Origin of the sequence: Pseudothermotoga sp., assembly GCF_031962025.1 — a bacterium.
In the GTDB taxonomy this organism is placed as follows: domain Bacteria; phylum Thermotogota; class Thermotogae; order Thermotogales; family DSM-5069; genus Pseudothermotoga_B.
In genome coordinates this window covers 40,155-66,079 of sequence record NZ_JAVRKW010000009.1, presented here as the reverse complement: position 1 = coordinate 66,079, position 25,925 = coordinate 40,155, and the positions used below count along the sequence as shown (strand labels likewise).

28 protein-coding genes, 2 tRNA genes and 1 other RNA gene are annotated in these 25,925 nt (G+C 41.2%); 15 read left to right on the top strand and 16 right to left on the bottom strand.

What is annotated here, in order from left to right; all coding sequences use genetic code 11:
- Window positions 1-88 precede the first annotated feature (88 nt).
- The 11 genes from AC4E92_RS07770 to AC4E92_RS07720 form a co-directional block, all read right to left on the bottom strand.
- Complete coding sequence (locus AC4E92_RS07770; RefSeq protein ID WP_490240026.1) at window positions 89-340, bottom strand: hypothetical protein; 252 nt, start codon at window positions 338-340, stop codon at window positions 89-91.
- A gap of 82 nt (window positions 341-422) precedes the next feature.
- On the bottom strand, window positions 423-548 hold the full coding sequence (locus AC4E92_RS07765) for a hypothetical protein (RefSeq protein WP_490240025.1): 126 nt from the start codon (window positions 546-548) through the stop codon (window positions 423-425).
- 172 nt (window positions 549-720) lie between these two features.
- Complete coding sequence (locus AC4E92_RS07760; RefSeq protein ID WP_490240024.1) at window positions 721-1,239, bottom strand: hypothetical protein; 519 nt, start codon at window positions 1,237-1,239, stop codon at window positions 721-723.
- A 12-nt stretch (window positions 1,240-1,251) separates the two neighbouring features.
- A complete protein-coding gene (locus AC4E92_RS07755) occupies window positions 1,252-1,905 on the bottom strand; it encodes a LexA family protein (RefSeq protein WP_490240023.1) in 654 nt (217 codons plus the stop codon).
- Between the two features lie 35 nt (window positions 1,906-1,940).
- Window positions 1,941-2,570 carry a LexA family protein gene (locus AC4E92_RS07750; RefSeq protein WP_490240022.1) on the bottom strand — a complete coding sequence of 210 codons (630 nt, stop codon included), beginning with the start codon at window positions 2,568-2,570 and terminating at the stop codon, window positions 1,941-1,943.
- A 317-nt stretch (window positions 2,571-2,887) separates the two neighbouring features.
- A tRNA-Met gene (locus tag AC4E92_RS07745) sits at window positions 2,888-2,964 on the bottom strand.
- A gap of 37 nt (window positions 2,965-3,001) precedes the next feature.
- Window positions 3,002-3,089: transfer RNA gene (locus AC4E92_RS07740), tRNA-Leu, on the bottom strand.
- Between the two features lie 61 nt (window positions 3,090-3,150).
- A complete protein-coding gene (locus AC4E92_RS07735) occupies window positions 3,151-5,655 on the bottom strand; it encodes an adenosylcobalamin-dependent ribonucleoside-diphosphate reductase (RefSeq protein WP_490240021.1) in 2,505 nt (834 codons plus the stop codon).
- A 62-nt stretch (window positions 5,656-5,717) separates the two neighbouring features.
- On the bottom strand, window positions 5,718-6,347 hold the full coding sequence (locus AC4E92_RS07730) for a redox-sensing transcriptional repressor Rex (RefSeq protein ID WP_490240020.1): 630 nt from the start codon (window positions 6,345-6,347) through the stop codon (window positions 5,718-5,720).
- A 142-nt stretch (window positions 6,348-6,489) separates the two neighbouring features.
- Window positions 6,490-7,473, bottom strand: a complete 984-nt coding sequence (locus tag AC4E92_RS07725; RefSeq protein WP_490240019.1) for an MDR/zinc-dependent alcohol dehydrogenase-like family protein — start codon at window positions 7,471-7,473, stop codon at window positions 6,490-6,492.
- Window positions 7,470-8,249 carry a carbohydrate kinase family protein gene (locus tag AC4E92_RS07720; protein WP_490240018.1) on the bottom strand — a complete coding sequence of 260 codons (780 nt, stop codon included), beginning with the start codon at window positions 8,247-8,249 and terminating at the stop codon, window positions 7,470-7,472. Before AC4E92_RS07720 ends, AC4E92_RS07725 begins: the two co-directional genes overlap by 4 nt.
- 34 nt (window positions 8,250-8,283) lie before the next feature.
- Here AC4E92_RS07720 and AC4E92_RS07715 point away from each other — a divergent pair, with 34 nt between their 5' ends.
- Genes AC4E92_RS07715 through AC4E92_RS07685 form a run of 7 tightly spaced genes read left to right on the top strand, consistent with a single transcriptional unit; the run spans window position 8,284 to window position 14,539 of the window.
- Window positions 8,284-8,577 carry a hypothetical protein gene (locus AC4E92_RS07715; protein ID WP_490240017.1) on the top strand — a complete coding sequence of 98 codons (294 nt, stop codon included), beginning with the start codon at window positions 8,284-8,286 and terminating at the stop codon, window positions 8,575-8,577.
- Window position 8,578: 1 nt separating this feature from the next.
- Complete coding sequence (locus AC4E92_RS07710) at window positions 8,579-9,235, top strand: HesA/MoeB/ThiF family protein (RefSeq protein ID WP_490240016.1); 657 nt, start codon at window positions 8,579-8,581, stop codon at window positions 9,233-9,235.
- Between the two features lie 16 nt (window positions 9,236-9,251).
- Complete coding sequence (locus AC4E92_RS07705; RefSeq protein ID WP_490240015.1) at window positions 9,252-9,995, top strand: lysophospholipid acyltransferase family protein; 744 nt, start codon at window positions 9,252-9,254, stop codon at window positions 9,993-9,995.
- Window positions 9,992-10,543 carry a bifunctional nuclease family protein gene (locus tag AC4E92_RS07700; protein WP_490240014.1) on the top strand — a complete coding sequence of 184 codons (552 nt, stop codon included), beginning with the start codon at window positions 9,992-9,994 and terminating at the stop codon, window positions 10,541-10,543. The genes AC4E92_RS07705 and AC4E92_RS07700 overlap by 4 nt, the downstream gene beginning before the upstream one ends.
- Complete coding sequence (locus AC4E92_RS07695) at window positions 10,512-11,363, top strand: polyprenyl synthetase family protein (RefSeq protein WP_490240013.1); 852 nt, start codon at window positions 10,512-10,514, stop codon at window positions 11,361-11,363. Before AC4E92_RS07700 ends, AC4E92_RS07695 begins: the two co-directional genes overlap by 32 nt.
- Window positions 11,364-11,376: 13 nt before the next feature.
- A complete protein-coding gene (locus tag AC4E92_RS07690) occupies window positions 11,377-13,698 on the top strand; it encodes an esterase/lipase family protein (protein WP_490240012.1) in 2,322 nt (773 codons plus the stop codon).
- Entirely contained in the window at window positions 13,685-14,539 is an 855-nt protein-coding gene (locus tag AC4E92_RS07685) for a tetratricopeptide repeat protein (RefSeq protein WP_490240011.1), read from the top strand. Before AC4E92_RS07690 ends, AC4E92_RS07685 begins: the two co-directional genes overlap by 14 nt.
- On the opposite strand, the gene AC4E92_RS07680 is transcribed toward AC4E92_RS07685, so the two are convergent.
- Together AC4E92_RS07680 and AC4E92_RS07675 are read right to left on the bottom strand one after the other, a co-directional pair.
- Window positions 14,499-15,158, bottom strand: coding sequence for a hypothetical protein (locus AC4E92_RS07680; RefSeq protein WP_490240010.1), 660 nt, complete (start codon window positions 15,156-15,158; stop codon window positions 14,499-14,501). The two genes, AC4E92_RS07685 and AC4E92_RS07680, sit on opposite strands and share 41 nt — an antisense overlap.
- On the bottom strand, window positions 15,159-16,166 hold the full coding sequence (locus AC4E92_RS07675) for a rod shape-determining protein (protein ID WP_490240029.1): 1,008 nt from the start codon (window positions 16,164-16,166) through the stop codon (window positions 15,159-15,161). It abuts the gene before it with no gap.
- A 105-nt stretch (window positions 16,167-16,271) separates the two neighbouring features.
- Here AC4E92_RS07675 and AC4E92_RS07670 point away from each other — a divergent pair, with 105 nt between their 5' ends.
- Window positions 16,272-17,141 (top strand): lysylphosphatidylglycerol synthase transmembrane domain-containing protein, encoded by an 870-nt coding sequence (locus AC4E92_RS07670; protein ID WP_490240009.1) that lies wholly within the window; start codon window positions 16,272-16,274, stop codon window positions 17,139-17,141.
- Window positions 17,142-17,261: 120 nt separating this feature from the next.
- Here the strand turns inward: AC4E92_RS07670 and AC4E92_RS07665 are convergent, their stop codons facing one another.
- Both AC4E92_RS07665 and AC4E92_RS07660 read right to left on the bottom strand, forming a co-directional pair.
- A complete protein-coding gene (locus AC4E92_RS07665; RefSeq protein ID WP_490240008.1) occupies window positions 17,262-17,462 on the bottom strand; it encodes a hypothetical protein in 201 nt (66 codons plus the stop codon).
- Between the two features lie 108 nt (window positions 17,463-17,570).
- Entirely contained in the window at window positions 17,571-18,431 is an 861-nt protein-coding gene (locus AC4E92_RS07660; RefSeq protein WP_490240007.1) for a YitT family protein, read from the bottom strand.
- A gap of 256 nt (window positions 18,432-18,687) precedes the next feature.
- Between AC4E92_RS07660 and groES the strand changes: the two genes are divergently transcribed.
- The 5 genes from groES to AC4E92_RS07635 all read left to right on the top strand — a co-directional run bounded on the left by groES (window position 18,688) and on the right by AC4E92_RS07635 (window position 22,954).
- A complete protein-coding gene (gene groES / locus AC4E92_RS07655; RefSeq protein ID WP_435564136.1) occupies window positions 18,688-18,957 on the top strand; it encodes a co-chaperone GroES in 270 nt (89 codons plus the stop codon).
- 15 nt (window positions 18,958-18,972) lie between these two features.
- Complete coding sequence (gene groL, locus AC4E92_RS07650; RefSeq protein ID WP_490240006.1) at window positions 18,973-20,592, top strand: chaperonin GroEL; 1,620 nt, start codon at window positions 18,973-18,975, stop codon at window positions 20,590-20,592.
- A gap of 506 nt (window positions 20,593-21,098) precedes the next feature.
- An RNA gene (gene ffs / locus AC4E92_RS07645) (signal recognition particle sRNA large type) lies at window positions 21,099-21,364 on the top strand.
- A 136-nt stretch (window positions 21,365-21,500) separates the two neighbouring features.
- Window positions 21,501-21,938 (top strand): MarR family winged helix-turn-helix transcriptional regulator, encoded by a 438-nt coding sequence (locus tag AC4E92_RS07640; RefSeq protein ID WP_490240005.1) that lies wholly within the window; start codon window positions 21,501-21,503, stop codon window positions 21,936-21,938.
- Window positions 21,935-22,954: an NAD-dependent epimerase/dehydratase family protein gene (locus AC4E92_RS07635; protein ID WP_490240004.1), complete on the top strand. Its 1,020-nt coding sequence runs from the start codon at window positions 21,935-21,937 to the stop codon at window positions 22,952-22,954. The genes AC4E92_RS07640 and AC4E92_RS07635 overlap by 4 nt, the downstream gene beginning before the upstream one ends.
- Here the strand turns inward: AC4E92_RS07635 and AC4E92_RS07630 are convergent.
- A complete protein-coding gene (locus tag AC4E92_RS07630; protein ID WP_490240003.1) occupies window positions 22,917-23,393 on the bottom strand; it encodes a methylglyoxal synthase in 477 nt (158 codons plus the stop codon). The two genes, AC4E92_RS07635 and AC4E92_RS07630, sit on opposite strands and share 38 nt — an antisense overlap.
- A 268-nt stretch (window positions 23,394-23,661) precedes the next feature.
- Between AC4E92_RS07630 and AC4E92_RS07625 the strand changes: the two genes are divergently transcribed.
- Together AC4E92_RS07625 and AC4E92_RS07620 are read left to right on the top strand one after the other, a co-directional pair.
- Window positions 23,662-24,792 carry an amidohydrolase family protein gene (locus AC4E92_RS07625; RefSeq protein ID WP_490240002.1) on the top strand — a complete coding sequence of 377 codons (1,131 nt, stop codon included), beginning with the start codon at window positions 23,662-23,664 and terminating at the stop codon, window positions 24,790-24,792.
- Window positions 24,789-25,904, top strand: a complete 1,116-nt coding sequence (locus tag AC4E92_RS07620; protein ID WP_490240001.1) for an amidohydrolase family protein — start codon at window positions 24,789-24,791, stop codon at window positions 25,902-25,904. The genes AC4E92_RS07625 and AC4E92_RS07620 overlap by 4 nt, the downstream gene beginning before the upstream one ends.
- Window positions 25,905-25,925 lie beyond the last annotated feature (21 nt).

Genomic DNA, 25,925 nt, shown 5'->3' with positions numbered 1-25,925 from the left:
CTGGTAGGGTTTACAATTAAGCTGATTTAATCAACGGCAAAAGTGAAAAGATCAATAAATAAGGTGAGCCATTGTGGCTCACCTTTGTTTATAATCCAAGTTTTACTATCCAAAAATCAGACTGACCGTGATTTTCTCTCACATCACCATCGTTTGATCTGGTGTATCCAGCAACTATGTATCCATCAGTTGTCTGTTGAATTGAATATGCTAAATCATCATTAGATCCACCAAGTGCCTTTTGCCAGATGATTTTGGGTCCTTCTGATGCCTCACAGTAGTTTGAAATGAAAATTACAAGTAGAAAACTTAGGACGAACATCACCCAGGATTTTTTCACAGCACTCCCCCCCTGTTTTAAGGTTTGAGGTCCTGTTGTGCTACATTGTATCATAAAACTCAAGACCAAATACGAAACTGATTTAACCAAGCGGCTGAAGCTTTCTCACCAACGCGGTAATAGTAGAAAGGCACCTGTCTCGTGCAAGACGATTGATCTTGTGTACGACAACAACATCAAAGAGTCCCTTGCGTGCATCAAAGAGCATCTGCTGAAAAGCGGGTCGATCTTCTTTTGCGGCAGATTCGGCTTTATCAACCTATTCTTTTTCTGGCAATATTCTCTGATGTCATCAAGCTGTTTTTTCAATAGATGTATCAAGTTGCTTGTCTGTTGAAAATCGTGCATACGCCGCAGCACGTTTCATAGTAAAACCTCAACTATTGCAAAATAGCTTGCAGAACAACATCTTTTGTAAGCATACCTTTTGTTATTCTCCACGTGACGGTATTAGCTTCAATATCAACCGAATTGGCAATTTTAACCGGTCTCGGGAATGTTACCTTCAAAGTTAAGACTACAGTGTCTTTGTCATAAACATCATAGTATAACTGCGGAATAGTTAGTTTAAACATATTGTTGTCAAAGTAAACATTAAGCTTTGTTTTTTGTCTGAGCTCTTCAATTGAAATTTTGGTAATTGGTGTAATGGTGTATGTGCTATCTTGGAAATCAGTATCAATGCTCGGCCAAAAGGGCACGAGACCAAGGGAACCTAAATTCAAAATCAGTGATGCTTCTTCTTCATACATTGAATCTGGTGTCACATAAAGTGTTGAGGATAAGTCTCCATTGTCATCTATTTGCCATTCAACAGTCATATCGACACAACCTGCAAGAACTAGCAAAGATACTGGTATAAAAAACAACAGCACTTTCCTCATTTTACTATTTTGCATATCAATACCCCCTTAATATTTTCTATGCAAGCCAACAACTTTTCCAACTATTCTTACATGAATTGGTTTTTGCAAAACTATAGGGGCATAACTTGAGTTAATACTTTGCAGTACCACAACATCATTATATTTTCTGAAGATCTTAACAAAAGCACATGGAGTAGGTGAATGAGGTTCTTCGAGAATAACAACTACCTTGTCTCCATTATTTATCTGAATATCTGGATCTACAATTACGAAATCTTCATCATGTATTTCGGGCTCCATTGAGTCACTATGTACGCGAATTCCAAATTTTCCATTCAAATGTTTTGGAATAGGAATGAAATCAATTATCTCATTGTTGTCTGGGTAGTTTCCTATATTTCCAGCACAAATACTATTGTATAAAGGAATATAAAGAACCTCGGATATTTTATTGCTTACTGATTTAGTTGGCGAATCGGTAATACCAAGAAGAAAATCAACTGTAACATCAAAAATCTTTGCCAATTCCTGGAGAGTTTGCATGGGCGGTTGTGCCCTGCCTGTCTCATATGCGGAAATTGTCTTTTGAGAGACATTAATCAATTTTGCCAATTCCTTTTGTTTTAATCCTTTTTGCTCTCGAAGCTCTTTCAATCTGTGAGCAAATAAATTCATTTTATCACCAATGAGATTATCCATGGTCCTTGAGAGAAAATTCCAACCTCCCTTTTGTTCTATTTCAACGGGTATCTTTTTATAACACCAACAACTTTTGCACAATACTTTATCTCTACTTCTGGAGTTATTGCGAAAGGAGAATATTTTGGGTTTAAACTCGACAAAATTACAATATCATTCTGCTGTTTGAATATTTTTACCACAGCTCCGTCGCTTCCGTTGCCATCTTCAAATATAACAACAACCCTATCGCCTGATTTGATTTCCAAGTCTGGGTTGATGATTACAATATCACCATCGTTTATTTCTGGCGACGTTGAATCACCATGCACAATAATCGCAGCTTTCCCCCCAAGATTCATCGGCACATCCAACCACTCTAATACCACGGCGTCTTTTGGAAAGTTAGGAACATTGCCCACGTGAGCACCATCATAAACAGGAATGTGATTGACAAGCGGAATAAAATCAACGGATTGAGATCCAAGGATTGTATCGGGATTGACGTTGAAGATCTCACATATTTTCTTTATTTTGGGTATTGAAGGCATGATTTTGCCTGTTTCATACGCTGATATTGTTGCGAGTTCAACCCCCAGCATTTCTGCCAATTGTTTTTGAGTAATTTTGGCTTTGAGCCTGAGTTTTCTTAACTTCTTCCCAAACTCCCCGTTCACAATTAACATCTTACACCACCCCTCCACAAGAAAAATATTAGATTTTTAATAGAACTATTTCTTGACAGCAACTCAATTTATAATTTACTAAACTTACAACTAAACTAAACACGACACCTAACTAAACTTCAAATACAAAAGAATCATGCACATCTTTTGCTTTTTATAAAGAATATCACACAAAAAGATGAGTGAAACAAAAAGGAGGAAGAAAATTATGGATTACCGGAAACTGGATTCAAACAATAAAGCCCGCTCTTGTCAGCGGGCTTTATTTACGGTAGCGCTCAGGTTTTCATGAATAACCTAAAAACTAATGACATAACTGGTAGCGGGGGCAGGATTTGAACCTGCGACCTTTGGGTTATGAGCCCAACGAGCTGCCAGACTGCTCCACCCCGCAACGCATATATCTTCAAAAGATCATTTTTTTGCTCACCTGGTGCCGGGGATCGGACTCGAACCGACACGGAGGCTCCCTCCAGCGGATTTTAAGTCCGCAGCGTCTGCCTATTCCGCCACCCCGGCGACCAAGAATCAGTTTACCACTAACAGTGCTTGTTGTCAAGTTTTGTGCTCATCATCATTTTTAGCTACATCTTGACCAGCCGCACACTTTGCAACTTGTACACCCTTCTTGCATTATCAGAGAGTTTTTTGATAGACAGGATGGGCAGTATGTGTTTCCGTCGATGTCGACGTAATAGCCCTGTTTCCATTCAAGACCGTTAGCTATGACGAATTTCTCAACTTCTTCTGGAGTTTTTGCAGTTCCATCTATTCTGAGCAGTTCATCCTGTAAAACTTCCTTTTGATTCCATAATTCGTAGAAATCTTCTATAGCTTTTTTGATCTCATATCCCACGTTTTTCACATAATCACCCTTGACTTTTATGAGTTGTTCTATTATCTCGTCGACTGACACACCGGCTCGCAGGGCTGTCGAAGAGAGTCTGCCTATTGCTTCAGCCGTCTCGGTACCGTTGGAAAGGAATATCTCTATTGCTTCTCCTGTGTCGTCAAAAGAAACTGTGATGTAGGTCGTACCTGAAGATGTTTTGTATTTTCTTGTCACACTGCGAAGGGTTTCTTTTCTTGGCTTTGCTCTGAGCCTGTGCTTCTCGTCGAGGATGAAAAATTTGATCTTCGGTGCATCTTTTGTCTTTGCAGATTTTGTCGAGGTCAATACCTGTGTTTGCAGTGAGCCGTCACGGTAGATTGTGAGACCTCTGATTTTGTGTTTCAGAGCCTGCACATAAATTTCCAGCACGTCATCTACCGTCGCGCTGTTGGGCATATTTATGGTTTTTGAAATGTTGTTATCGACATAGCACTGGAATGCTTCCTGCATCAAAAGATGATCTATTGGTTTTATGTCGTGTGATACGACGAAAACTCTTTTGAGTTTTTCATCTACTTCCAGGTGTTTCATCGTGCCGTCTTCGATCAGTTTATCTTTTATTTTTTCAAGTAACTCGGCTGGGATCTTCTTTTTGAGAATCTCGTTGATGTAAAACAGCGGTTCTCTTTCATTGCTGTTCTGTTTGTTAACATATCGCACATAAGCCAGCAGAAAGTTCGGCTCAAGTCCAGATGAGGTATCGGCGATGTTTGAGATAGAACCGGTTGGTGCGATGGCAAGTACAGCCACATTTCTTTTGTACTTTTTTGCCTGTGTATTGAAATGCTCGTTAATCAGCTCATCATAGTCGCTTTCATCCATAGAGAATGGAATAAAGCCGTCTTTGTACCTGCTTTTTTCAAATAGCGGGAAATTACCTTTCTGTTCACCCAGTTTTGAAGATTCTTCGTGCGCATTTATTGACATAAAAGCCATTATATTCTTCGCCAGTTTTCTTGCCTGCTCTGAATCGTACGGTATCTCCATTTTGTAAAGAAGATCTGCAAAACCCATGATTCCAAGACCGAGTCTTCTTGAATCTTTAACGGCTTTGGTGATTTTGTCTATGGGGAATACGTTGACATCTATTACGTTGTCCAAGAATCTAACAGAAATTCTCACAACTTCGCTCAGCGCATCCCAATCGAATTTTCCAGAATCATCACAGAATTTTGCCAGATCTATTGAACCAAGGTTGCAGGCTTCGTACGCACCAAGTCCTATTTCACCGCATGGATTGGTAGAGATGATCTCTCTTTCAGGATACAGTGCATAGTATCTGTTCATTTCTCCAAGAAAGACCATACCCGGATCGCCTGTTTCCCATGCATTTTGTGCCATTTTTTGCAGGATCTCTCTTACCTTTACTTCTTTTTGAGTGTGCCATTTTGGATGGCTCAGTTTTATGGTTGAATCGTTTTCGTAAGCTCTCAACAACTCCTCTCGCCTCATGGGTATTCCAACGGATATGTTAAAGAACCTCAAAACTTTTTCACCATCGTTTCCTTTTTTGGCATGGATAAAATCCATTATGTCAGGATGGTCGATGTTCAGTATTCCCATCAAGGCTCCACGCCTTCTGTAACCCTGCTCTACTACAGATACCGCCGAGTTAAAGACGTGCATGAAACTTATAGGTCCAGATGCTTTGCCGTGTGTGCCTGCGACAAAGCTTCCGTTTGGTCTGAGAGCGCTGAAATTACTGCCTATTCCCCCACCGGCTTTGGTTATCAGTGCGTATTCTTTCACAGCCGTGAAGATGCCTTCGATGCTGTCTTCAACTGGTACGACAAAACATGCAGAAAGCATGTGCAGGTGGTTTCTCGAGTTCAATATTTTTTCATAATCTTCAAGGGTCATCTGTTCGATGGGTTTGTACAAAAGATTGTAATCCACTCCCATCCCGGCATTGAAAAGTGTAGGGCTATTTGGGATGAAGATCCTGCTTGATAGTAGATCGAAGAATTTCTCTTCCAGTTCTTTCACAAATTCGAGTTTGTTGTTTCCCAGCTTTGGATTGTTGATCAATTCCGCTGCTGCCACTACTCTTGAGACACGGCGCGCAACATCGTCCCACGAGTTTTCCAAAAACTGTCCTTCGGGTGTCTTGATGAAGTACCTTTCTTTGAGTATCTTCATCGCGTTTTCTGATGGAGCAACTTTTCTGTACTTTTCAATAAGATCTGAATACATAAAACTAAAACCCCCTTTCGGGGGTAATTATACTATAGATTGTATTTTAATTCAAGATAGCACTATATATTGTATCCCTGTGAAACAATAGAATGGGCAAGCGTTTTGAAGAAAACGGTTATGTCCACATACTCCACGGGTATGTTACAGTTCAAAGTCACGGGCGCAAAACATATTATACCCTTGATCCCGGTTTTTTCCAACTTTTCTGCGACAGATTGAGCAGCGTCAGCCGGAGTGGCTATAACCGCAATCTCCGCTTGATTTTGAGATACGAACTGCTCCAGTGAATTCACATCAAATACCACCAGTTCCTGACTTATCTGTTTTCCAATCTTTCTTTTGTCTGAGTCAAAAACCCCTATGATCTTGAAGTTGTGTTTTTCTATTTGCTTGAACCTTGCTATGGCTTTACCTATGTTCCCCGCACCGATTATGATGACCTTCCATTCTTTGTTGATTCCCAATATCTTCTGGATTTCTTTCAGCAATTTTGAAATGTCATACCCAATGCCGCGCCGTCCAAAACTTCCAAAATAGGAAAGATCCTTTCTCACTTGAGAGTCCTTAACATGTACCAGCTGAGCAAGCGCTTTGGATGAAATGTAGTTTTCACCCCGATTTTCTAATCTCTCAAGGCACCTGTAATAGATTGCCAATCTTCTGACAGTGGGTTTTGGTACCCTGTTCACATAAAAACCCCCTTAGTTCATTCTTTCACGAATCTATTTTATCATGATATTTGTCAGAACATAATCGATATTTTCAATAAAAACAACCAGTGGTTCAATCGCTGAAATGTAAAAGGACATTTGGTGGAGATGGTTCAGATTTTTACATTTTAAAACTCGATGGAAATTGAGCCTGATATTCGCCGTTTATTTTCAAAATTACTTTCAAGGAACTGTTTTTTGCCGTTTCAAAGGCTTTCTGGTAATCTGAAAGATCAAAAACAGCCTGGATCAAATCTCGAACTTCCAGACCCTGCTCCAGTGCAGAGATCGCTGCTGGAAATGGACCGCATCTTGAACCGATTATTTTTATCTCGTTGACGGCTATCAGGCTCAGATCAAGGTCTATTCGACCGGCCATTGTCGTTTTTAAAAAAACTGTACCTTCCGGCTTGACGATGAAAAGAGCTTGTTCTATACCAGATCTTCTTCCTGTGGCGTCGATGACCACATCGAAGTACCTGTCGTATTTTTGAAAGTTGTGTGAGAATTCCGTGGATGTCCAGTTGCGAGCCAAAGATAATTTTTCTTCGTGCTTTCCAAAAAGTAGGTGGTCTATTTTTGAAAAAGCCAGGGCTTTTGAGATGAGCAGTCCGAGTTTTCCATCGCCGAGTACTGCTACTTTCTGTGAGCTTATTTCGATTTGTTCGAGGATTCTGAATGCTGCGGCAAGCGGCTCGACAAATACCGCTCTTTCATTCTCTATTTTTTCAGGTACCACATGAAGGTTCTTAACTGGTAAAAGCACATATTCGGCAAAGACGCCGTTGTAATTTTTTATTCCAAGCACTCTCATATTTCTGCAGTGTCTGTGCAGACCTTCAAGGCACAGATCACACTGTTCACATGGAATATTTATCTCTCCAACAACTCTTTTGCCAGCAAGGTTTTCAGGACCTTCTTCCACAATTCCAACAAATTCATGACCCAGGACACCTGTGAAATCCATATAACCTTTGAGCACTTCAAGATCGGTGTTGCATATACCGGCAAGAAGAACTTTCACAAGCGCATAGTTTGTTTTCACGCCGGGTTGGTCGATATTCAAAAGTTCAAGATCTTTACCGTTATAAACAAGCGCTTTCATTTAATATCACTAAGACTTTTTATCTTACTGAAGGCTCCTTTGATTGATTTTGCCGCATTTTGAGATATCCTTACGGCTTTTTGCAGGGTTTGAATTTTATCTGTGCCGAAAAGTATTTGAGAGATCAGTACGACATCGAAAACATCACCGGCTCCTATTTTGTAAGGATAATCTATTCCATCTGCACTTACAAAAATTTCTCCCCACCGTGCGCCTTTTGGACCGAGTTTTATCACATCGCACTCTATTTTTTCGGATTCTTTTAGATTGCCAATCACGATCAGATTGTCTGCCATTTTCTTTATGTCTTTTGTGAGGTTTGCGAGTGGTCCTATGTCTAAGAAAATCCTTTTTCCTTTTGAAAGATCGATGGATTTGTAGACGCTTTCAGGTGGCACTTCGGTGTTGATCACCAGGCAATCGAAGGCTTTTAGCTGATCTTCATCTATCTGGACTGGCAGTTTATTCACTCCTCTGTTAACCGCTATGGGTTTTTCATTGAAAGCGATGTGAAATCCTGTTGCTCCTGCTGTTTTTTTGATGTGCTGTGTATCAAAACCAAGGTTCTCAAGTTCTGATATTATTAAGCTGGCTCTGTAATCGTCCCCGATGTTGGAAAAGAGTGATACATCAAAGCCCATCATCTTCAGACCAAAAGCGATATTCAAGCCAGAGCCTCCGCACATCTCCAGTATCTCTGCGCTGTGAGGCTGATCACCGTAGATGTAAATATCCCAGAATATTCCACCAATAACGGCTATTTTTATGAAGATCACCCATGAAAAAGTATAATAGAAATGAGGTGAGAAAGTGAAGGTCAGGTTTGGAAATATCGTGGACGCAATGGTAGGTGTAAAAGAGTTGCATGTGCAGGCGAATAATTTGAAAGAGATCTTTGAATCTATTTCAAAGATGTTGAAAAAACGCGTCGAACTTGTCATCGACCAGCAAGAAGAGAGTGTCTATTTGTTGACTGAAAAGGACGGAAAAATTGTCAAAAACTGGGTTGTTGTACTGTGCGATGGTGTGAACATACTTGACTGCGATACCAATTTTCTCAAGAGCTTGGAAATGACCATCTTTGTGCCTGTAAGTGGTGGATGAAATGTTTGAAAGACACAGTCAGTTACTTGGTGAGTGCATGAACAATCTCTTTTCTGCAAAGGTTCTTGTTGCTGGCGCTGGCGGGCTTGGCTGTACTGTTCTGTCGTTGCTTGTCAGAACTGGTGTTGGCACCATTTATCTGGTTGATCACGGCATCGTCGATGAGCCAGATTTGAACAGACAGATTCTGTACGATTCTCAGAGTCTGGGAAAACAAAAGGTACGGGTAGCTCAAGAAGTGCTCAGCAGAATAAACCCTTCGTGCAATTTGATTCCGATTGAAAAATCCATAGACGACGATTTTATTCTTCCACAGGTTGATGTTGTGGTTGATTGTCTTGACAATTTCAGGTCCAAATTGATACTGGACAGATTGTGTCAGAAAAGTTCAGTGCCACTTGTCCATGCGGGTGTTCAGGATTTTGTTGGTCAGGTTACGACCATTTTTTACGGTAAGACACCGACTCTCAAGGATTTACTCCGTGGAAATCAGGATCGGAAGGTTTCACAGGTTTTTCCGCCTCTGGTGGTTCTGGTAGGTTCGATGCAGGCGGCTGAGGTGATCAGATTAATTTGCAACAAAAAAGAGACACTGATTGGCAAAATTTTGATGATTGATCTTTTGAACAATCGTTTTGAATTTGTGAAGGTAATATAGTCTTGGTGGTGTTAAGATGAAGAGAATTCTGGTGACAATTTATTTTCTTGTGGCGGCTGTTTTGTATATCATTGTTTATGGAACTGTTGTTCTTTTCATTGGATTGATCATTCGGCTCTTTTTTGGAAAATCCAAGGCAAGAAATTTCGTCGATGGACAAATCAAGATTTTTGGCAGGAACGCTTTCAGATGGATGTTTTCACCGACGACCGTGTTTGGCGAAGAGAATGTCTGCAAAAATTGTCTTGTCGTGGCAAATCACCAGAGTTTGATGGACATACCTTTGATACTCGGTTATGTAGGTCCAATGCCCATGGTTGCCAAAAAAGAGCTCTCGAAGGTACCGGGTATCAACTGGTTTGTCAGGTACATGGGAGGATTTTTCTTGGATCGGGATAATCCGGCTGAGGGAGCGCGGGTGATCAAGAAGATGGTCAAAACATTGTCATCCGGGAGCTCTTTGCTTGTTTTTCCTGAAGGCACTCGATCTGTTGATGGAACCGTTGGAAAGTTCAAAACCGCTGTTTTCAAGATAGCAAAAAAACTCAATGTCAAGGTGTTACCTGTCTCAATTTGGGGTACAATATTTCTGGTGCCAAAGCGTAGCCTCTTTTTAAACCCCGGTCCTGTATCGATGATAATCCATCCGCCGATTGATCCAAAAGATTTCTCCAATGAAGAAGAACTGGCTCAGAGAGTAGAACAAATCGTGCGGCTTGGGGTTGAGAGGCTTAAAACTGCTGGAGGTGATCTGAAATGAGAAGAGCCTGGATCAAAGCACTGGTTCTGGACAAAGTGCACAATTCTCCTGTTGTAATACTGGGAGTAGAAGGAACTAACAAGGTGGTTCCCATCTGGATAGGAGCCTGTGAAGCAAACGCGCTTGCAATAAGCCTTGAAGGTCTTGATTTTCCAAGACCTTTGACACACGATTTGATTGTGAATATCCTTGAGGCGCTCGATGCACGTCTTGAAAAAGCTATCATTCACTCGGTGAAAGACAACGTTTACTATGCAACACTTGTGATACGGGATTTGACTTACGTGGAAGGCGAAGAGGATGAAGGTTCAGATGAGCATGCTTTGATCGAAATGGATGCAAGACCGTCTGATTCAATAGTGCTCGCTGTGAAAAAAGGTATACCTCTTTATGTGAGCAATGAAATAGTCGAAGAACACGCAATTGATCTGCAAATACCTGAAGACACATCAGATGAAGAATTCAAAAAATTCGTCGAAAATCTGGATATAGACAAATTCAGGCAGATGCTCAGGGATGAGCCTCAGGATCAAGAAGATGAGGAATGAAGAGTTTCTTTCAATCTTCAATGAAAAATTACAGCGCCTGATTACAGTATCAAGCAAAGTCGAAGAGGCTATGAATTATAGCCTGCTCTCTGCTGGCAAACGAATCAGACCGCTTTTGATAAAAACCGTCTGCGAAGATATGATGGTAGATTTAGATTTAGTATGGCATCCAGCACTTGCAATCGAACTTTTCCACACTGCTTCACTGATTCACGATGATCTTCCGCAGATAGACGACTCTCCTCTCAGGCGCGGCAAGCCGTCCTGTCATGTGGTCTACGGAAACGACTTTGCGATACTCGCCGGGGATGGCTTGATGCTCAAGTCTTTTGAAGTGCTGAGCCAGTCGCCGGCTGATCCACAGATAAAGACAGTTCTATTCAGGGAATTTTCAAAATCGACCTATGAAGTGCTGGTCGGTGAAGCCCTTGATGTCGAGTACACCGGAAAAAATCAAAGACTGAGCGAAGTGTTGAAGATGTACTCTAAGAAAACCGGCAGTCTGTTCTCGTTCTGCATCGCCTCTGGTGCCATACTTTGCAAAAAGCATCAGTTGATAGACAGATTTTCTAAACTCGGTTCTGTGCTCGGTATATGGTTTCAGGTGGTTGATGATTTGAAGGATGCTCTAATGGATGAGAAGGCAGCCGGCAAGACAGTGGGAAGGGACAAGATACTTGGAAAACCAACGGTGGTGAGTATCGTCGGGATTCAGAAAGCTCAGAACTTTGCCGATAAGTTATTAGAGGGAATCGTGAACAGATTCAATGAATTTGGAATGAACAGAACGGTCGATTTTTTGAAATCTTTTGCCGGCTGAGAGAGTGAGATCTGTGGAAAAGATTTTTGAACTCTTCAAATCTGTTCTGAAAAAGAAATTGATTTTGTTCATCGTTGTTGGTTCTGCTCTGGTTGTATCGATTGTCTTTTTGGGATTGAGAATCTTCAGGAAAACCTTTGTGGCAAATCCTGAAAAAAGTGCGAGTATCGTGACACAAGCTTTGAATATTTCAGTACCTGAAGGCGCATACAACCGTCCAAAGTCTTTTGAGATTAAAAAAATATCTTCTTCGGACCTTCCATACCAGCTTACTTCGGTGTTTGTCTCGGACGTGTACGATGTTTCTCCGGTTGATAAAATCGAAGAATTCGCTATGAAACCAATCCTGATCCGCTACCGGCTGCCGAAGAATCTGTACCTTGGTGAGGAGTATGCCAATATCAGGTTGGCGTACATTCCGAATATCTCAGAACCAATTTACAAAACCTTTGGTGGAGCTTACATAGATGTGGATGATCTTGGAGCTTACATCGAGGTGGAAGCCTTTCACACTTCGACAATCGGTATAGTTGCAAGTGTGCCGCAAAAACAAAAGCTCGGTCTGCAGTTGATTAAAGAAAATTCAAAGAGCGTAGAGCCAGTTTTAATGCTCATACCAGATGTTGATAGAAGTTTTCTTGGTTTTGTTCCAAGCACACTCAAGCAGGAAATCAATGTCTGGAGTGAACTTTTTCCAAATAGAACGATCATGTACTATGAATATCCAGTAGTTGAAACGAAATCAAAGTCCTACATGAATGGTTTCAAACAGTTTTCAATAATCAGTGAAATAAAAAGCTTTTTACTCTATGAAGCAGAGAAATTGTCGGCAGAACTTCTCAGACTGAAATCTCTGGAATTCGATATCGTTGCACACGGGATGGGAGGTTTAATAGCTCGTCTTGCACTGGAAAGGCACCCTGAAATAAAAAATGTCAGGACAGTTGTCTTGATAAGCACTCCAAACAAAGGTACCAATGTTGTGAACCCGATCTACTTTGGGACATTGCTTTTTGGTAAACCATCGGAGTTGATTGCCAACAATTTTGGCACAGACAAATCAACAATTGATTCGGTGAAATCACATCTTTTGTTTTACCTTGAATCTGTTGGTCCGCTGTACACTGAGATTTTGCCGTCTTCAAAATTGCTTGGTTTGCTTGGATCACCGCGTAAAGATGTGAGATATCTGTGTGTGGTTGGGAATAGACCGCCAATGTCCATAAATTTGAAAGGTACTGTGCTTGAGAGTTTTTATCCTGAACTGGCAATCGGCTCAGATGGTGTTGTGACAAAACAAAGTGCGTCAATAGATGGAGTCGAACTTTTTGAATCAGACGGCTCGTTTTTCGACTGTTATCTTGCACCGAAATTCCAGCAGAAACTGAAAGAATTTCTACAATACCAGCCTTTGAAGGTGCCTGAGTACAAAGTGGAAACTTATCCTGAGAGAGTGGCTGGAGCACGTGAGACAGAAACTATTCCAAAATCGGTTCAGGCTTGGCAGATCAAGGTACCGAACTCTTTTAGAATAGCTCAATTGATGAAAAAGACAAAAACATTTAATCAGCAAGCGATTGACATCTTTCGGACTGGCTCGAAGATTTTGATTCAGCTCAGTAGTGGACTGTACGATCTGAATGGGAAGGTCTTTTACCGCGGGGATATTCAGTTTGCACATGTAATTTCAGGCAAACTTGGATTTTACAGCAACAAAAGTGCAGTAATATACGATGGTAATAATATATCTCAGATTTCCGGTGTGAACCTTCTTGAAAACTGTGTGGATTTTCTGGCAGGTGATCTGGGAATTTTCTCAGTAGTAAAGGGTGCAGGATTAACTCTTTACAAGTGGGATAAAGACTGGAAAAAAGTAGCTGATCTGTCTGGAGAATACGCAAAGTTTGTGGATGGTGACAGCCCGCTTTTGCTGACGAATGAAGCTGTGTACAGTCTGGCTGATGGTGTTATAAAAAAATTGGTGAGTTCTACTGATATTAATATAAAAGGAAAATCGATAGATTTCACAAGCTGTATCAAAAAAGACGATTTGCTCATCCTTGGACTGAGGAGTTATTCTGTGGTTTTCTTCGATCTTTTGTCGAAAAAACAACTGGTTGCTGCTGAAGGATGGATAGATCCGGCTTTTGTCAGCCAGAGCGACAGATACATGTTGATCGGCGGGAGTTCTTCGGTTCTTTTCTTTGATCATAAGAATATGATATTAAGGGAAGAAATACAGAAATTCGATGGAAAGGTCAAGAAAATCGTACCAGTCGGGAAGGAGGTTTACGCACTTGTAGATAGGAGGATAGAAGTTTATGAACTACCTTAAAAGAGGAAAGTTGATCGTTGTTTTTGAGATAATCTTTGTTGTTAGTTTATTTGCATCAAACCAATATTATGTCTCTGCGTTGAATGCTTATGTTGCGGGAGACTACAAACAAGCCCTTCAATGGTTTGAAGAGGCGGTGCAGATAGATCCTTCGCTGGAATCTTACGACAATCTGCTGAAGCTGAGGATGGGTATCTGTGCCTTTGCCATAGGAGATCTTCAAAGAGCAAAAGCTTATCTGGAGCAGTACAGAAAAAGTAATCCGATTGCCGAAAAAATTTTGACGCTGATTGATCAGGGTGCTCAGCCAACTGAGGAATGGATGGTGTGGATAAGATCGAAGATACCCCAGATAACAGCTACTTCAACTCCAACACAGGTCTTGAAGGCAAAAGGTGCTCCCGTGATACTAATCATAGGTGTTTTTGTCGTTAGTTTTTCTGTGACTTTCCTTGTTCTGTTCCTTTTGAAAAAGAGAACAAAGAAAGCAAAACCTGTCGAACAGAAAGTTGACATTGAGACCAAAGTTGAAACCAGTGTAAGTGAGGTTGAAAAACTCGTTCAGCAGATAACTGGTTCAAAGGAAATTCCCGTTGAATCAGATGAGAAGTTCAAAGAAATTGAAACACAGCTTGACTCAATAGTTCAGGAGATTCTTTCAAAGGAAAAGGAAAAACCAAAGCAAGAAACTCATTTGATCAGTCAGGACGACCCATTTGAAATTCTTAAAAAACTCGAAGAAAAAACGACTTACGACGAGGAAGACGCAAAGCTCCTGTCGGATTTGATGAACAAAATAATCAATACCCAGGAAAAATCTCAAGACGATTCGGGACAATGAAATGGTTGTCAACCACGTAGTATGGTCCGTCTTTGTCGATGACCATTCCGAGTTTTTCAAATCCCAAACTTCTCAAAAGAGTTCCGCATGTGAACACATCAGAAACTTTCACTTCAAAGCCTGTGACATCGATATTTTCGTATATTCGGAGCCTGTTCCCGAAAAAAAGTTCTCCATCCACCTTTAACGTGGACGATTCAACTGTGACCTGCACAACCACCTGTGGGGAGAATATCGATTCAACCCAGCTTATTTGCTTATCGGATTTTCTAACAATTCCAACCAGGCATTTGTTAACAGGATCCACGGCAATATCTCCCGGTTTTGACTCTCCAGCCACCACGATGTACTGTTCTCTTAGACCGAGCACCGCAAGACCTTGCTCGGGGGACTGAGCCTGCGGTGGAATGGTTTCACTGTTGTTTTTGGCTAAGGAAATTTTTATTCCTTCCAGTATGTGCATGGCAAGCACTCTACTTTTAAAAGGTACAACAGTCAGTGGATGAAAAAATGAACACAGAACAGAACTCATGCGGTGAAAAGACAGCACATCGAGCACGAAGATCAATATAAAGATGAAAAACAGTGCAACAACTTGATTGACTTTCTTGATGGGCATTCAGTCCACCTGCTGAAGCTTTTTCAGTATTTCCACCTTATCGAGAACCTTACCAGCACCTCTTGCAACGCACGACATGGGATCCTCTGCTCTGACAACCTTTATGCCAGTTTCTCTCTCAATCAATTTGTCAATACCTCTCAATAGAGAACCGCCACCTGTTGTAACTATTCCACGTTCTACGATGTCTGTTGCCAGCTCCGGTGGTGTTTTTTCCAGGGTAGATTTTATACTGTCAATTATGGATGAGGTTGGTACCATGAGTGCTTCGCGGACTTCTCCGCCTTTTAGAATGATTTTCCTGGGTAATCCAGTTGAAAGATCAATACCGGTTACCAATGTTTCCAGCGCATCGTATTCCTCGGTTTGATAGACATTTCCAATGTCTATCTTTATCTTTTCAGCGGTTCTCTCACCTATTGCTATTCGGTATGTCTCTCTGACGTACTGAACTATTGCCTCATCCATCTCGTCTCCCGCAATTCTTATTGAGTCCCAGACGACAATACTGCCAAGCGATATCACGGCAACCTCCGTTGTTCCACCGCCTATATCGACGATCATATTCCCGTTTGGCTCTTCAACGTCCAGATCTATGCCTATCGCACTTGCCATGGGTTCTTCTATCAGGAAAACCTTTGAGGCACCTGCTTCAAGCCCGGCTTCGAGTATGGCGCGCTTTTCAACATCGGTTATTCCTATTGGTACTCCTATGACAACCCTTGGTTTTAGAAAAGACATTGTGGGTCTGGTTTTGCCGATAAAGTACTTGAGCATCGAAAGAGCCACATCGTAATCGGCGATGACACCATCCCTCAATGGTCGCAGGGCTATTATCGAAGCTGGTGTTTTTCCAAGCATCATCTTTGCTTCCATTCCAACTTTGAGAATTTCGCCCGTGTCTGCATTGATCGCCACGACAGATGGTTCATTTATGACTATTCCCTTTCCTTTGACATAAACAAGTGTATTTGCTGTCCCAAGATCTATACCAAGATCACGCCTCATGTTCACAGCACCATCCTCCAATAGTACGACTCAGCTACATTTTATCACGAAGATTGAAAAAATAACAGATTGTGGTAAAGTAATAAAGCAAAAAGGTGATGCGCTGTGCGAACAAAGATCTTGATGGGTATCATTTTGAGTTTGGGAATGACCGGGTTGATATCACTTTTTGGTGCCAGGGACACGCTTTTTGCAGCATTCAGATCTATTGATTTTGGGATATTCCTGATTGCGTGCCTTGTTTATTTTGTTTTCATCTTGATCGATGCGTTGAGAACAAAGATTTTACTGTCACACGATGGGATCAAGGTCAGTTACCTGTTGTGCCTTGAGAACACGGTACTCGGTCTTTACACAAGTGCCATAACTCCTTTTTCAGCGGGCGGTCAGCCTTTTCAGATATATCATCTGGTAAAAAACAACATACCAGTGGAAAGATCGTCGATGGCGGTCGGTGTGAAGTTCATCACATCGCTGACTTTGATGATCACGGCTTCTTTTTTTCTGATTCTTTTCAGAGGTAAGAGAATTGTTTCTGACAACGGTTCGGCTTTTTTGGTTTACACAGGATTGATACTCACCAGTTCCGTCTACGTGTTTTTCATACTCCTTATTTTTTCGAAAAATTTCACCCAGAAAATCTTCACTTCAAAGTTTTTGACTGCGGTGATTTCGCGTTTGACCAAGAAAGATACTCAGGTGGTCTTTAAAAAAACCATCGATTCTGTATCGGGTTACTTTGAGCTGCTCAAAAATCTGTGGACTTCATCGAAGTTGCTTTTGGTTTTCAATGTTCTTTTAACCTGCCTGGAAATACTTTTGACGATGAGTGTTCCATACACATTGATGCTGAGCTTTGGTTTTAGAAAGGTGAATTATCTTGAATTTTTAGCGGCGATACTCACAATGACCATGGTTGTTTATTTTTTGCCCACACCAGGCTCTTCGGCGGGATTGAGGGAGCCTTTTACATGATGTTCAAAAATCTGATCTCGCGTGATGTTGTCGTTGCTACTGTCATAACCTGGAGGTTCATCACGTACTATGCAATTATCATTATCGGGTCTTTTTTAATCTCAAAGGTATTTTTGAACCTCAGACAAACAAAGCCGTGATGAAAGACAGCGTGTATATCATTCCACACAAAAACAGAGCTTTCCAGCCTCGTCTGTTGTGATCTTTCATCTTTTCCTTTTCGTCGTTTTTCATGGCTTTTAAACCAAGCTCAAAGCTCAGGATGGCGAACAACAGTGCGCCAGAACCAATAAAAAACAGAGCGTTTGAAACTGTTCTCAACCTATCACCTCACATTTAATATAACATGTCGATGAACTACTCTAATATATACAGACTGAACACAGTTCATCTACATCCTGTTGAAGATGAAGACTTTGGAAGTGTACATTAAAAAACATTTCTGATGTTCTGAAAACCTTCACCAAGAGTGTAGCGCGCCTCGTTAACTATTATGAAGGAACTTTTGTCGGTTTTTCTGATAAAAGAAATGAGTTCGCCGAGTTCTCTTCTTCTCAAGACTATGAGTAATATTTTTTTGTGCTTTTTAGTGTAGGCACCGTGACCCTCCAGATATGTGGCTCCCCTTTTGAGTTGATTGAGGACAAAGTCAGCTATTTGTTCGTTTTTGTCTGATATCACTATCACCTGCGTTGAAGTCTCGATTCCTTTCATCACAAAATCGATTGTCATGCCGTTTATTATGATGGCTAAAATCGCGTACATACCTGTTCTTGCTCCAAATGTCAGACCAGCAAGGACACCGATGATGAGATCAACAATCAACAGGGTTGTTCCCATCGACGCTGCGTAGTATCTGTTCAGTATTCTGGCAATTATATCTGTTCCACCTGTAGAGGCATTTTGGGTGAAAGTGATTGCCATTCCAATTGCGGTGAGAACATCTCCAAAGAAAACTGCAAGCATCATATCTCCAGCGATGTATTTTGGTATCTTGATGAATCTATCGAAAAGATCGACAAGGAAGGTTATCAAAAAGGTGCAGTATATGGTTTTCACACTGAAATCAAAACCAATGGTCAAAAAGGCGATTAAAAACAAAAGACCATTTATTATGTACATCCATATACCGACAGGCAATTTTATCAGACCATTCAAAACCATGGCAAGTCCACTTGCACCACCCGCGGCTATGTTGTTTGGTATCAAAAATGCCACAAGACCTACGGCTGTTATTATCACGCCGAAGGTTGCAAATATGTATTCTCTGATTATCAGACTCTTGTTCATTTGTTATCCCTCCTGATCAGCAAAATTCTACCATGAATGGATTCAACCTCTTGAGTTTTATCGATAAAAACAGGTGATCTAATTAGATAATGGCTTTAATTTGCCATTTTATTGTGATTAATCTCCTGTAGTTGGAATTATTTTGCAATAACTACAAAAAATGACACTTGATTAGTTGTCCAGAGTGGTGTATGCTATAATTAGCACTCAAGAAGGTAGAGTGATAAGATTTAAAAAATGAAAGGAGGTCTGGTTTATGAAAGTTACACCACTTGGCGAGAGGCTTTTGATCAAACCCTTGAAAGAGGAAAAAAGAACCGAGGGAGGTATAGTCTTACCTGATTCGGCAAAGGAAAAACCCATGAAAGCCGAGGTAATCGCTGTTGGGGAAAAGGTTGAAAATATCGATGTGAAGGCTGGAGACAAGGTGATTTTCTCAAAGTATGCCGGAACAGAAATCAAGATTGATGACGTTGATTACATCATTATTGATGCGAATGATATTCTTGCAAAGATCGAAGAGTGAAGGGAGGAATGAGTGATGCCGAAACTTTTGAAATTTGATGAAGAAGCTCGCAGGGCACTTGAAAGAGGCGTGAACAAAGTTGCAGATGCTGTAAGGATCACACTTGGTCCAAAAGGTAGAAATGTCGTCATCGAAAAGAGCTGGGGTTCACCAACTATAACCAATGATGGTGTTTCTATAGCCAAGGAAATCGATCTTGAGGACAAATTTGAAAATCTCGGTGCTCAGCTTGTAAAAGAAGTGGCTTCAAAGACCAACGATGTTGCAGGTGACGGAACGACAACAGCTACTGTTCTCGCTCAGTCCATGATCAGAGAAGGTTTGAAGAACGTTGCTGCAGGCTCAAATCCAATACTGCTCAAACGTGGTATCGATAAAGCAACTGAGAAGGTAGCAAATTATATCAAGGAAAAATCCAAGAAACTTTCTGGTAGGGAAGACATTGCGCACGTTGCGGCTATCAGCGCAAACAATCCAGAGATTGGTGAACTGATTGCTGAAGCAATGGACAAAGTTGGAGAAGATGGTGTCATAACAGTTGAAGACTCGAAGACTCTTGAAACATACGTTGAATTCACCGAGGGTATGCAGTTTGACAGAGGATACATTTCACCGTACTTTGTGACCGATGCAGAAAAAATGGAAGTCGAACTCAAAGAACCTTTCATCCTGATCACAGACAAAAAACTGAGTGCAATCAAGCCATTGATACCAATTCTTGAGAAAGTCGCTCAGACTGGAAGACCGATTCTTGTCATTGCAGAAGATGTTGAGGGAGAGGCATTGACAACACTCGTTCTGAACAAATTGAAGGGCACGCTTTCTGCCTGCGCAGTTAAGGCTCCCGGCTTTGGTGACAGAAGGAAAGCCATGCTTCAGGACATTGCGATACTCACAGGTGGAACGGTAATCAGCGATGAGCTTGGAATAAATCTTGAAGACGTGACACTGGAAGACCTTGGAAGAGCAGATCTTGTGAGAGTTAAGAAAGACGACACGATAATCATCGGTGGAAAAGGAAATCCAGAAGAAATCAAAAAGAGAATAGCCCAGATCAAGTCGCAGATTGAGCAGACAACATCTGAGTATGAGAAAGAAACACTCCAGGAAAGAATGGCAAAGCTTGCCGGTGGAGTCGCAGTGATCAAAGTTGGTGCCGCGACAGAGACCGAACTCAAAGAAAAGAAACACAGAATAGAGGACGCTCTGAGTGCAACAAGAGCTGCAGTTGAAGAAGGTATAGTCCCTGGCGGTGGAGTGACACTACTCAGAAGCAGAAAAGTTCTTGAAAGCCTCCTGAAGGAACTCGATGGCGACGAAAAAGTCGGTGCAATGATAGTCTACAAGTCACTCGAGGCTCCTATCAAACAGATTGCAGAAAATGCCGGTTATGATGGTGCTGTTATAGTCGAGAAAATCCTGAGCTCCAAAGACGAATCCTATGGTTTTGATGCGCTCAAAGGTGAATACACAGACATGTTCAAAGCTGGAATCATTGACCCGGCAAAGGTTACAAGAAGTGCTCTGCAAAATGCCGCTTCTATCGCTGGAATGCTTTTGACAACAGAAGTTCTTGTTGTGGAAAAACCAGAGGAGAAGAAAGAAACAACTCCAGCTATGCCACCTGAATACTGATTTTTGAAAAACCATTTAAGGGAGGGCACCCGCCCTCCCTTTGTTTTTATCTGAGTCAGTCATAAGTTCTATATCTGGCTTTTTGACAAAAAAGTATTCGCTTTTTGTTCAAATATAGGCTATATAAAAGCATCTTTTTCAACTGTTAGTTTTATACATTTCGTATAATATATAATGGGAGGCGCCAACCGGGATCCTGGTAAAAGGTAGGACGTATATTGGGATAGGTCTAATGTTTTTGAAGAAGAAGAAGTTTTTGGTTTGGTTTTGATATTTTAGACTGGTAAATATGATTGGAAAAAAGGATTTAGGGTATGGGTTATGAATTGCTTTAAGGCTGTCAACAGGTATAACTGGTACAAAGATTTACAGCAGTTTTTGAAAAATGGTTTTTGAATCTGTATGAAAGTTTTTGAAAAAATAATTCACACATTTTCCCGCAGGTCGACTGCGGGATTTTGTTTTTCGTCTGAAAAAAGAGAATATGGTTTATAATTAAATCGGTGCCACGATAGGCGGGGGGTTGGCGGTCCCCTGTAACCCGAAATCCGCCACAGCGGGGCTGAAGGCCTATCTGAGGCTACTTGGGTCAGGAAACGGGATGTACTGAAGGCGTTGAAGGTTGGGTCCTGTGCAACGGTGGGCTGTGAACCTGGTCAGGTCCGGAAGGAAGCAGCCATAAGCAGTTTCCATCGTGTGCCGCAGGGGAGCCTGACTGGAGCCGGAGGTACATCAACGCCCTGGTCTGAGCCAGTCGAGGATAGGTTCGTGGCACCTTTTGTTTTATCCTTTCAGCCCATAATCCTGTTGAAGATGAGAAGATAAAGGTCTGAATATTTTCAAAATCATATAGTTAAAATTCTTGACAGTTTATAAAATTAACTATATAATTCAAAGAGGGTGAGTATATGAAAATCGATGCAGAAAAGATTATGAGATCTATCTTCGATCTGGTTCTGACCTTTTCGAAAATGCTCAACTTTAACAACGAAGTTGAGAATCTAAGGGCTATAGAGCTGTATGTACTTTTGTACGTAGCCCAGAAGGGTTCACAAAAGATGAGCGAACTTGCTCAGGCTTTTTCCATGACAAAGAGCAACATAACCTTTCTTGTCGATTCACTTGAGCAGAAAGGCTTTGTATCGCGTTCCAGATCGGACGAAGACAGACGTGTCATAATGATTGAACTGACTCAAAAAGGTCAGCAAATTTACAAACAGATTCTTTCAGATTTTTCAAAATTGATAGATAAAGTCACTTCTTGGATACCACCTGAAGACCTTGCGATAATGGCTGAAGGTTTTGAAAGACTCTCAAGGCTTTTTTTATTGGGTGAGAGACCATGATTTTAGTCACGGGAGCAACCGGTCATTTGGGAAATGTCCTGGTTAGGTTACTCGTTGCATCAAATCAAAATGTCAGAGCGATGGTGGCACCTTTTGAAGACACCGTACCACTTGAGGGCTTGCCAGTACAAATTGTGAGAGGAGACATAAGAGATTACGATTTTGTCCGCGATGCGAGCAAAGATGTTGAGGTAGTATACCACCTTGCTGCTGTTATATCCATCCTTGGCAGGAGAAAGATCGTTTATGATGTGAATGTCACCGGTACCGAAAATGTTATAAGAGCGTGCACAGAAAACAAAGTTCACAGACTTGTCTATGTGAGCTCCATCCATGCTTTTTGTGAACCAAAGGTAGGTTCTCTCATCGATGAATCAACTCCAATAGACCCGCAAAAAACATCTGGAGATTACGCAAAGTCAAAGGCTATAGCTACATTGAAGGTTCTTGAATCGGTGAAAAAAGGATTGGATGCGGTTGTTGTCTGTCCCACAGGAGTCGTAGGACCGTATGATTGGCGTGTATCTGAGATGGGTAATTTACTGCTTTTACATTCAAAGAACCTTCTCAGGGTGGGTATCTGTGGCTCATTTGATTTTGTAGATGTTCGCGACGTGGCAGATCTTTTGATCAAGGCATGTAACAGAGCAGAAAAAGGAGAGCTGTTCATTGCAAGCGGTCACTACACGACTATAAGGGCTTTTGTCCAGATGCTTCAGAAAATAAGACCATCAAGGTCTGTAAACCTGTTTCTGCCAAGTTATATAGCTTATCCTATCTCTTTGGTCGCATCGGCTTATTATCTTTTAAAAAAGAAAAAACCCCTGCTGACACCCTATAGTGTCCACACTCTCACCAGAAACTACGTTTATTCACACCAAAAAGCTACGGAAAAACTTGGTTACAATCCAAGACCTCTGTTTGAGTCTTTGAAAGATGCGTTGCAATGGTTTGAAGACAATGGATATTTGAGAAAAGTCAATCCTGCTCTGAATTTTGCTGAACGATCTTCATGATTCTTTCTTTGAGTTCTGATTCATAATCGGGCAATATTCTTTCGTATTCTGTTTTGAACAGAGGTGAAGAGATCAAAAAATCAGCCGTAGATCTTGTGATTGCAACTGGTATATTGTAAACTGTGGCAATTCTTATCAGAGCTTTTATATCGACATCGTGTGCAAGAGGCTCAAGCGGGTCCCAGAAAAAGATCAGTATGTCTATCTCGCCTTGGGATATCTTTGCCCCTATTTCCTGATCGCCTCCCAATGGACCACTTTTGAATTTTGTCACCTTGAGACCTGTTTTCTGCTCAATCAATGAACCAGTTGTACCTGTCGCGTAAAGTTCGTGTTCTGATAAAGTACCCCTGTTGAATTGTACCCATTCAATCAGATCTTTTTTCCTTCTGTCGTGAGCTATCAGGGCAATTCTCTTTTTCTTGTTTATTTTTTGCATCTTGATCACCTCTTTTGCAAAATTACACCCAGCTATAGTTTAACATGTGTTGTTTGAAATGCGGGTTAAAGATCCAAAACTGCGTGCCAAGATACATTTGTTCGTGACAATTAGTTAGCTATAGGAACATTAATTGCCTGTTGTGTAACATCAAATTCAATTTCAGTATGCAAATTTGGTGATACGATTAGTGACAATAAAAACAGTTAAGAGATTTTTTTCAAAACGTCCTTTTAGATCTATTTTTCTTTTGTTGGGAGGGTTTATCTTGAAAATAACATGCAAAACTCTGCTTACACCCTTTGAGCAGATGAGTGGTGTTACAGTTGTCGTTGAGCAGGGAAAGATTAGAGATATAACCACGAAATCTACCTTTTCTGATGATCATGATTTTATCGATGCCAGCAAGTACTATGTTGCACCAGGTTTTATTGATCCACACACTCATATTGGTATCTATCGTCTGGAAGGTGAAAATGGCGATCACGGATTTGAAAGTTCAGACCCTTTGACTCCCCATTTGAACGTAGTGGATGGAGTTGATCCGTTTGATCCTGCTTTTGAAGATGCAATAAGAGCCGGTGTGACAACTGTTGGCATACTCCCAGGTTCATACATGTCTTTTGGTAGTAGCGTTGAGAAAATCACTATTATGCCTGGGCAGGGTGCGATTTATAAAACGAATCGAAGATTGATCAGAAAATCAGCGTGTATCAAAGCCGCGCTTGGAGAACACCCCAAAAGATTTTTGACAGAGCGCAAGATGACACCCACTACGAGAATGGGAATGATTGCAGAGATAAGATCGATTTTTACCCAGACACTGCGGTACATGAAAGATAAACATGAAAAAACGAATCCAAAATTAGAAGCTTTGATTCCTTTGCTTGAAAGGAAAATCCCATTGAGGGTTCATGTCCATACCGTCAGAGATATCGTTGCTGTAAAAAGGCTTGCCGAGGAATTCAATATAAAAATCATACTCGATCATGGGACAGAAGCTTATATGCTGAAAGATGATCTGAAGGATATACCTGTTGTTTATGGTCCCGTGGTTTTCTCAAAGAGAGGTGTAGAGCTGAAAAACCTGGACTCTTTGAACCTCTCAAAGATGAAAGGTATTGATTTTTGCCTCACGACTGACCATCCCACGCTCCCCATCCAGTATCTTGATTTGCTTGCCGGTCTGTCCATAGCTGAAGGTTTTTCTGTTTATGAAGCGCTGTCTCTTATTACTATCAATGCTGCCAGAATTTTGGGTATAGATAATCAAACAGGTTCAATTGAAGTTGGTAAAGATGCAGATCTTGTGATTCTTTCAAATGAGCCTTTTCAACCAGATACGAAAGTAATATGCACGATCATCGACGGCCAGGTCTGTTGGAGGGATGAAAGATGATCGCAGTGATTGGGGGTACTATCTGGACGGGATTTGAGGTCATCGAGGATGGGTTAATACTCATTGAAGATGAGAAGATAAAATACGTTGGTAAAAGGATCGGTTTTGATTCCCATTACAGAAAAATAGATGCAACCGGAAAATTCATCTCTCCTGGTTTTGTCGATGCACACAGCCACATTGGCTTGATCCCAGAAGGATTGGATTGGGAATACAGTGATGTCAATGATTTCTCAGGTCCAATAACTCCACAGATGAGAGCAATAGATGCCATAGATTTTTTTGACAAAGCCTTCAGTGATGCTATTTCGGGTGGAGTGACAACAGTCTACACCGGACCAGGCAGCGCTAACGTGATTGGTGGAGTCGGGTTGATTGCGAAAACTAACGGCAGGGTGCTGAACCGGGAGGCAGCTTTGAAGATGGCACTCGGTCCAAAGGGTATCAGAGAGTACAAATCCAAGGAACCCTATCCATCTACTCGAATGGGAACAGTTGCCCTTCTGCGAGACACTCTGTATGATGCAAAAAAGTGGATGGAAAATCCCGATGATACAAAAGAATTTCAATATCACTACGTGTCTAAGGTACTCAAAAGGGATATGATCGCAAAGATTCATCTTTCCACTTCTCCAGATGAGATTATCGCAGTTTTGGATATCATAAAGGAATTCAATCTTTGTGCAACAATTGATCACGTTTTTGCTGGAGATTTGTTGATAAATGAAATAAAACAATCTAATGTTCCGGTTGTTTATGGTCCTGTGATGCTCTCAAAACTTTATTCAGCCTTCAGGTATGTTAATGACAGGATACCTGTAGAACTGTGTAAAGCAGGTGTCTGCGTAGCACTCATGACAGATCACCCAGTTATTCCTCAAAAGCATTTGAGATTGCTCGGTAGTGTGGTTGTCAGAAACGGCCTTTCTTATGATGATGCTTTAAAGATGATCACTGTAAATCCAGCAAAAATGCTCAAGATCGATGACAAGGTTGGCAGCATCTGTATTGGAAAAGATGCTGATCTGGTTATTTCAAGTGATCATCCTTTAAAGCCAAATTCGAGGATAGAAGTTGTAATCATAGATGGGAAGATTGTCTTTGATCATTAAACTATTTTAAGGAGGTGTTAT

Bases quoted from the DNA above. Each gene is read 5' to 3' on its own strand.
- AC4E92_RS07765 (WP_490240025.1), bottom strand. From the start codon at position 548: ATGCTCTTTGATGCACGCAAGGGACTCTTTGATGTTGTTGTCGTACAC.
- AC4E92_RS07760 (WP_490240024.1), bottom strand. From the start codon at position 1,239: ATGCAAAATAGTAAAATGAGGAAAGTGCTGTTGTTTTTTATACCAGTA.
- AC4E92_RS07755 (WP_490240023.1), bottom strand. From the start codon at position 1,905: ATGGATAATCTCATTGGTGATAAAATGAATTTATTTGCTCACAGATTG.
- AC4E92_RS07750 (WP_490240022.1), bottom strand. From the start codon at position 2,570: ATGTTAATTGTGAACGGGGAGTTTGGGAAGAAGTTAAGAAAACTCAGG.
- AC4E92_RS07735 (WP_490240021.1), bottom strand. From the start codon at position 5,655: ATGTATTCAGATCTTATTGAAAAGTACAGAAAAGTTGCTCCATCAGAA.
- AC4E92_RS07725 (WP_490240019.1), bottom strand. From the start codon at position 7,473: ATGAAAGCGCTTGTTTATAACGGTAAAGATCTTGAACTTTTGAATATC.
- AC4E92_RS07710 (WP_490240016.1), top strand. From the start codon at position 8,579: ATGTTTGAAAGACACAGTCAGTTACTTGGTGAGTGCATGAACAATCTC.
- AC4E92_RS07705 (WP_490240015.1), top strand. From the start codon at position 9,252: ATGAAGAGAATTCTGGTGACAATTTATTTTCTTGTGGCGGCTGTTTTG.
- AC4E92_RS07700 (WP_490240014.1), top strand. From the start codon at position 9,992: ATGAGAAGAGCCTGGATCAAAGCACTGGTTCTGGACAAAGTGCACAAT.
- AC4E92_RS07695 (WP_490240013.1), top strand. From the start codon at position 10,512: ATGAGCCTCAGGATCAAGAAGATGAGGAATGAAGAGTTTCTTTCAATC.
- AC4E92_RS07685 (WP_490240011.1), top strand. From the start codon at position 13,685: ATGAACTACCTTAAAAGAGGAAAGTTGATCGTTGTTTTTGAGATAATC.
- AC4E92_RS07680 (WP_490240010.1), bottom strand. From the start codon at position 15,158: ATGCCCATCAAGAAAGTCAATCAAGTTGTTGCACTGTTTTTCATCTTT.
- AC4E92_RS07675 (WP_490240029.1), bottom strand. From the start codon at position 16,166: ATGAGGCGTGATCTTGGTATAGATCTTGGGACAGCAAATACACTTGTT.
- AC4E92_RS07660 (WP_490240007.1), bottom strand. From the start codon at position 18,431: ATGAACAAGAGTCTGATAATCAGAGAATACATATTTGCAACCTTCGGC.
- groES (WP_435564136.1), top strand. From the start codon at position 18,688: ATGAAAGTTACACCACTTGGCGAGAGGCTTTTGATCAAACCCTTGAAA.
- groL (WP_490240006.1), top strand. From the start codon at position 18,973: ATGCCGAAACTTTTGAAATTTGATGAAGAAGCTCGCAGGGCACTTGAA.
- AC4E92_RS07640 (WP_490240005.1), top strand. From the start codon at position 21,501: ATGAAAATCGATGCAGAAAAGATTATGAGATCTATCTTCGATCTGGTT.
- AC4E92_RS07635 (WP_490240004.1), top strand. From the start codon at position 21,935: ATGATTTTAGTCACGGGAGCAACCGGTCATTTGGGAAATGTCCTGGTT.
- AC4E92_RS07630 (WP_490240003.1), bottom strand. From the start codon at position 23,393: ATGCAAAAAATAAACAAGAAAAAGAGAATTGCCCTGATAGCTCACGAC.
- AC4E92_RS07620 (WP_490240001.1), top strand. From the start codon at position 24,789: ATGATCGCAGTGATTGGGGGTACTATCTGGACGGGATTTGAGGTCATC.